This window comes from Bradyrhizobium sp. (assembly GCF_049691595.1).
In the GTDB taxonomy this organism is placed as follows: domain Bacteria; phylum Pseudomonadota; class Alphaproteobacteria; order Rhizobiales; family Xanthobacteraceae; genus Bradyrhizobium.
The window spans coordinates 1-3,561 of the sequence record NZ_JBAVNZ010000090.1; the positions used below are offsets into that span (position 1 = coordinate 1).

General features: G+C 63.2%; 3 protein-coding genes and 1 pseudogene. 3 read left to right on the top strand and 1 reads right to left on the bottom strand.

Translation table 11 applies throughout. The features are described from left to right. Positions 1-131 precede the first annotated feature (131 nt). Positions 132-749, top strand: coding sequence for a hypothetical protein (locus WCE35_RS04160; RefSeq protein ID WP_424592075.1), 618 nt, complete (start codon positions 132-134; stop codon positions 747-749). A gap of 31 nt (positions 750-780) precedes the next feature. Here the strand turns inward: WCE35_RS04160 and WCE35_RS04165 are convergent, their stop codons facing one another. Continuing rightward, complete coding sequence (locus WCE35_RS04165) at positions 781-2,445, bottom strand: aminotransferase class III-fold pyridoxal phosphate-dependent enzyme (RefSeq protein WP_424592076.1); 1,665 nt, start codon at positions 2,443-2,445, stop codon at positions 781-783. Between the two features lie 34 nt (positions 2,446-2,479). On the opposite strand from WCE35_RS04165, the gene asd reads away from it, so the two are divergent. Both asd and WCE35_RS04175 read left to right on the top strand, forming a co-directional pair. Then, positions 2,480-3,349 (top strand): archaetidylserine decarboxylase, encoded by an 870-nt coding sequence (gene asd, locus WCE35_RS04170; RefSeq protein ID WP_424592077.1) that lies wholly within the window; start codon positions 2,480-2,482, stop codon positions 3,347-3,349. A 76-nt stretch (positions 3,350-3,425) separates the two neighbouring features. After that, positions 3,426-3,561, top strand: a pseudogene (locus WCE35_RS04175) (NUDIX hydrolase); the annotation flags it as partial.

Sequence of the window (3,561 nt, forward strand, 5' to 3'; positions counted from 1 at the left end):
CGCGGCGTAACGCGCGCAGCCGGTCGTGGCGTCGTCGCGTCGTTCCACATCGTCATATGTCATTACGATGATGTCACATGCCGGACATCGAATCACTGTAAACCTGATCTCGAAAGATTTTGGGGGAGAGAATGATCAAGAACTTCCAGGAACAGCTGCGAATCCAGCGTTGGGATGACCATCGCTACTACCACCACAGCCGCATCAACCAGAGCCTGCACTTCGTCAGCGCGGCGAGTTTTCTGATCGGCTATGTGATGATCTTCGTCGATCCGGTGGCAGCCGCGCTGATCGGCTGGCTGGTTTCGATGACCTCGCGCCAGGCCGGCCATTTCTTCTTCGAGCCCAGGGGGTACGACCACGTCAACCAAACGACCCATGAGCACAAGGAAGAGATCAAGGTAGGCTACAATCTGCAGCGCAAGATCGTGCTGATGGTGATCTGGGCGCTGTCGCCGCTGGTATTGTATTTCGACCCGACGCTGTTCGGGATGTTCACCCCGTGGGCCTCATTCGCCGACTTCACCCGTCAGGTTGCAAAAATCTGGCTCGCGATCGGGGTCGGCGGGCTGTTGTTCCGAACCGTCCACCTGTTCTTCATCCGCGACGTCGAGACCGGCCTCGTGTGGATGACGAAGATCCTGACCGATCCGTTCAACGACTTCAAGCTGTATCACAAGGCGCCGCTGTTCCTCTTGAAGGGCGAACTGATCGACCCCGGTCTTGAAGAACACGTCAAGCACGCCTGATCCTGTGACAAGCAAGAGAACGGCCGCAGGTTCACCGCGGCCGTCTTTTTGTAAGCATCTCCTTCAAAATCTGCCGGCGGATGGTCTTGTTGGTGAGCGACGCGTCGCGCCACCACCAGCCGTCCCGCTTCATCTTCGCGGCGGCGGCGATGAAGCGGTCGGCCACCGCGGCAAAATCCGCGTCGCTGTAGTTCAGGCTGAAGATCAGGCGGCCGGTGCCGACCCAGCTCAGCGCCAGCCCTTCGGCCCGCAGGTAATATTGCAGCATCCAGTTGTAGCGGGACGGCTCGGTATAATGGACCATCCAGATCGACGACAGGTTGCTGACCCGCACCGGGAGAGTTTCGGCGGCGAGCCGATCATTCAGCTGCGTGGCGCGCGCGTTCCAGCGCTCGTCGAGGCCGTCATAGACCGAACGAAACCCGTTGTCGCCGAGCCGGCTGAGAAACTCGTCCATCGCGGTCATGACATAGGGATGCGAGTTGAAGGTGCCGCGCGCGAAGCAGATGTCGGCGGGGCGATCGTCGCGGAACCGGCGCATCAGCTCCTTGCGCCCGCACACCGCGCCGACCGGCAGGCCGCCGGCGAGGCTCTTGCCGTAGGTCACCATGTCGGCGCGAACGCCGAAATATTCCTGCGCGCCCCGGTGCGCGATGCGGAAGCCGACGAACACCTCGTCGAAGATCAGCACGATGCCGCGTTGGTCGCAAACCTCGCGCAGTGCCTTGAGCCATTCGCCGTAGGCCGCGCGATCGAAATGGCCGGCGCGGGAACTGTCGACCAGCGCGGAATCGCCGGGCGCATTGGCGTTGGGGTGCAGCGCCTGCAGCGGATTGACCAGCACGCAGGCGATGTCGCGCCGCGTCTTCAGGACATGCAGCGTGCGCTCGGACATCTCCGCCAGCGTATAGGTCTCGTGCGGCGAAATGGGATTGCCGACGCCGGGCTGCACGTCGCCCCACCAGCCATGATAGGCGCCGGCGAAACGCACCAGATGCGCGCGGCGGGTGTGATAGCGGGCGAGCCGCACCGCCTGCATCACCGCTTCGGTGCCGGACATGTGGAACGAGACTTCGTCGAGGCCGGAAATCTCGCACAGCCGCCGCACATTGTCGGTTATCACCGGATGATAGGGGCCAAGCACCGGGCCGAGCGCGCGGGCGCGCGCTTCCGCGTTGGCAATGCATTCCCGGTAAAAATCGTTGCCAAAAATGTTGACGCCGTAGGAGCCGGTGAGGTCGTAGAACACATTGCCGTCGACGTCGGTCACGGTGACGCCGGAAGACGACGCCATGAAGGCGCCGGTCGCAAGATGCTCCCGCACCAGCCGGCTGTACTGAAACGGCACCCGGTAGGTTTCGGTGAATTGCAGGTCGGAAATGCGGCGCGCGGCCTCCGCCGTCATCTGGCGGCCTTTGGCGTAGCGCTCCTCAAAGAGGCGGGCGAGCCGGAAGAAGGCGTCCTGGCGCGCCATCGCGACCTCTCGCGGCGCGCCGTCGGAGCGGAAGAAATCATCGATATCGAATTCGTAATACGGCACCAGCCGGGCGGCCAGCCTGGACATTTTGGAATGTCCGCTCAGCGAGCGGTGCTTGGCCCGCGACAGCGCCAGCCGCGCCTGCAATTTGGGGAAGGCCGCCGCGGCGCCGGCAATCGCGGCGACGGACAGCGACAGAATCGGAAGGGATGAATCCATGCCACCAGCGCTATCCAGTCCAGCTGACAGATTCATGACAATCCGGGGCGTGATTTCATCGCTGACCCAGCAGGAAGACCTCAATTTCCTGCTGACCAACCGGATTCCGCGGGCGGCGCTGACCCGCTTCATGGGCTGGTTCAGCAAGATCGAGAATCCGCTGATCCGCGACTTCTCGATCGCCATTTGGCGGCTGTTCTCCGATCTCGATCTGTCGGAAGCCAAAAAGAGCGAGTTCAAAAGCCTGCATGATTGCTTCACCCGCGAGCTGCGTCCCGGCCTGCGCCCCGCCGACCCGGATCCGGCGATCGTGGCCAGTCCAAGCGACGGCATCATCGGCGCGTTCGGCCGGATCGCGGACACCGCGCTGTTCCAGATCAAGGGCGCGCCCTATTCGCTGCTCGATCTGCTCGGCGACCCCACGCTGGTGGAGCGCCACCGCAACGGCCGTTTCGTCACCCTGCGGCTGACGTCCGGCATGTATCACCGCTTTCATGCGCCCGATGACGGCCGGATCGAGATGGTCACGTTGATCCATGGCGATGTCTGGAACGTCAACCCGATCGCGCTGAAACGGGTCGAGCGGCTGTTTTGCAAGAACGAGCGGGTAGTCATTCAGACGCGCCTTGCGAGCGGCGAAGCGCTGACACTGGTGCCGGTGGCCGCGATCCTGGTCGCCAGCATCCGGCTGCATTTTCTCGACGTGACCCTCAACGCCCAAAGCAGAGGGCCGGTCGTGTTTCCCTGCGCAACAGGTGTCCGCAAGGGCGACGAACTCGGCTGGTTCGAGCACGGCTCGACCATCATCGTGCTGACGCCAGATCGTTTCGAGTTTTGCGACGGTGTCGTGGAGGGCGCGCGAATCCGCGCCGGCGAGCCGTTGCTGCGGAAACCATCCGCCTGATCTCTATTTTGCCGCCGCGTGTCCCTATATAGTCCCGGCTGAAGCACGGTTCGAAATTGAAAATCCGGGAAGAGCGATGGCGCGGATGCCGGTTGAGGCGGCGGGGGGCATTGTGCTGCGGCAGGAGCAACCGTCGCGCATCGCGGTGGTGCGCCTGCGCAAGCGCGACGAGTGGGTGCTGCCCAAGGGCAAGCTCGACGACGGCGAGACGG

What these genes read in the sequence shown, in the direction of transcription:
- WCE35_RS04160 (WP_424592075.1), top strand. Translation starts at nt 132, where the DNA reads ATGATCAAGAACTTCCAGGAACAGCTGCGAATCCAGCGTTGGGATGAC.
- WCE35_RS04165 (WP_424592076.1), bottom strand. Translation starts at nt 2,445, where the DNA reads ATGGATTCATCCCTTCCGATTCTGTCGCTGTCCGTCGCCGCGATTGCC.
- asd (WP_424592077.1), top strand. Translation starts at nt 2,480, where the DNA reads ATGACAATCCGGGGCGTGATTTCATCGCTGACCCAGCAGGAAGACCTC.